This window comes from Trichococcus sp. (genome assembly GCF_049589555.1).
Lineage (GTDB): Bacteria > Bacillota > Bacilli > Lactobacillales > Aerococcaceae > Trichococcus.
Genome location: NZ_JBAWAZ010000046.1, coordinates 1 through 2,375, shown reverse-complemented (window position 1 = coordinate 2,375; position 2,375 = coordinate 1). Strand labels below are relative to the sequence as shown.

Genomic DNA, 2,375 nt, shown 5'->3' with positions numbered 1-2,375 from the left:
GGGGCCAGAATATCCATGCATTATATTTTTTTGGCTTCTTTGATCGGGCGTTCATTTTCTTCAATCGCTCCGTCGCTCAATAATTTTTCAGCGACCAAAAACAGGATCGGCAACAGCACATCATCCGCATAACCGGCCATCGGCACAAAATCCGGGATAATGTCAATCGGACTGATGATGTAAAGAATGATCCCCAACACCAGCCATTTTTTCTTGCCGTCGACTTTGGAATCGAACAGAGAAAGGATAAGTGACTTAACTTTACTAAAAGGTGTCAGACTGATTTTCTTTTTTACTTTCATTTTGCATTTTCCTTTGCTGATTGATTTGGACAACCATTCTATAGACACACATAGCTCTATGTCTCGTCCGGTTATCGTGAACAAAGTATACTGCTTATCTTAAGTAAATGAATCAGTCTCAAGAATGATTTTTTAGGTCTGTAGGCACGCCTCAGCTGTGCCCGACAATCAAATGCGGGACATAGGGTTCTTCCAAGAACGCGACTTCGGCATCGGTCAGCTTGACCGACACAGCTTCCACCGGTTTTTCCAGATGTTCCAGTTTGGTCGCCCCGATGATGGGAGCTACGACCGGTTCCTTCTGCAGAAGCCAGGCCAAGGCGATTTCGACGCGGGAAACGCCTCTGTCGGCGGCTATCTGGGCCAGCCGTTCGACGATGATCCGATCCTTATCGGCAGTGGCATCGTACTTCGAACGCGCCACGTTGTCCGTTTCCATCCGCTTGGACGTCTCCGACCAATCGCGCGTCAATCGGCCTGAAGCCATTGGGCTGTATGGGGTCACGGCGATTTTTTCTTCCCGGCAAAGCGGCAGCATTTCCCGCTCCTCTTCGCGGTAAAGCAGGTTCAGATGGTCCTGCATCGACACGAAGCGCGTCCAACCGTTCTTTTCCGCAACATGCAGCGCTTTTTGGAACTGCCAGGCATACATCGCGGAAGCGCCGATGTATCGGGCTTTGCCTGATTTCACCACATCATGCAGGGCTTCCATCGTTTCCTCGATCGGTGTATTGTAATCCCAACGGTGGATGATGTAGAGGTCCACATAATCCATATCCAGGCGTTTCAGGCTGTTGTCAATTTCGCTCAGGATGGACTTGCGGGACAACCCGGAACCGTTCGGGCCCTCGTGCATCTTGCCGTGGACCTTCGTCGCGATGACCACTTCATCCCGCTTCGCAAAGTCCTTGATGGCACGTCCGAGAATTTCTTCGCTTCTTCCCAGCGAGTATACATTCGCTGTATCAAAGAAATTGATGCCCAATTCCAAGGCTCGTTTGATGATCGGTCTGCTTTCTTCTTCCTTCAGCGCCCATTTGTGCAGCCACGTATCCGGATCCCCGAAGCTCATGCAGCCCAAACAGATCCGGGATACATCCATCCCTGTGTTACCGAATTTCACATACTCCATCTTTTTTCCTCCGTTCCTCTTAAACGTACAGTCTTATTGCGCTATAAAACCGGCCTGACGACTTCCTCCAATTGGAATATATTCTCTTTGTATCCGTAAACGAAGATGCATCCATTCGGGAATCCCTTCGCCAACTCCTCTGCCGGGTCTTGCCAAAGCTTCAAAAAGTTGTAGCAGGCGCCGCTATGGGAGACCGCCAAAACGTTCCGGTGATTTTCCTGCTCCATCACTTCGGTCAGCGTCTTCGCCATCCGTTCCGCCACATCATTCGTATTTTCCCCGCCGAACGGCACAAAGAACGACACGATTTCCTGTGGTTCCTTCGGTTTGAGCATCTCCCGCTCCCCTTCGAAGAAGCCGTAATTGACCTCTTTCAAGCCTTTCAGACGTGCATAGGGCATGCCGGTGATCAGTTCCAGCGTATCGCTCGCCCTTTCCGATGTCGAACAGTAGGCATGACCGAAGCTGATGCCTTCCGATTCGAAATAATCCCGCACGACCTGAGCCTGTTTGATGCCCCGTTGCGTCAAAGGCGAGTCGCTCCATCCCTGTATCTTTCCTTGGACATTGAACAAGGTTTCCCCGTGACGGACCAAATATAATCGTTTCATCCGCAGATCTCCCATCATTTAGGATTTTTTCAGGCTGAATGGCTGCCCCGGTGCATAAGCATGGATTCTTTCCGGATTAACCACCCGGTCGTACAAGGATTGCGGATCGGCATTGAAAACGTTCAGATCAGGCGCATCCACCGTGCCCCAATGGCAAAGGATCAGATGCGCTTCTGGATAAGTGTTCGCCATTTGGATTGCCCCTTCCAATCCGATATGCCACTCGTTGTCGGAAAAGTCAAAGAGGATCGCATCCGGCTGAGGCATCTCCAAGTGCTCCTTCATCAACCGGGAATCGCCCGGTGCCCAAATGATCCCATCCGGCGTCTC

General features: G+C 50.9%; 3 protein-coding genes and 1 pseudogene. All 4 read right to left on the bottom strand.

What is annotated here, in order from left to right; translation table 11 throughout:
- Positions 1-20 precede the first annotated feature (20 nt).
- Positions 21-302, bottom strand: a complete 282-nt coding sequence (locus WBV27_RS02345) for a DUF1232 domain-containing protein (RefSeq protein ID WP_086942008.1) — start codon at positions 300-302, stop codon at positions 21-23.
- Between the two features lie 151 nt (positions 303-453).
- A complete protein-coding gene (locus WBV27_RS02340) occupies positions 454-1,434 on the bottom strand; it encodes an aldo/keto reductase (RefSeq protein ID WP_319216287.1) in 981 nt (326 codons plus the stop codon).
- 41 nt (positions 1,435-1,475) lie between these two features.
- Positions 1,476-2,045, bottom strand: a complete 570-nt coding sequence (locus WBV27_RS02335; RefSeq protein ID WP_424199062.1) for a histidine phosphatase family protein — start codon at positions 2,043-2,045, stop codon at positions 1,476-1,478.
- An 18-nt stretch (positions 2,046-2,063) separates the two neighbouring features.
- Positions 2,064-2,375 (bottom strand): annotated as a pseudogene (locus tag WBV27_RS02330) (MBL fold metallo-hydrolase); the annotation flags it as partial.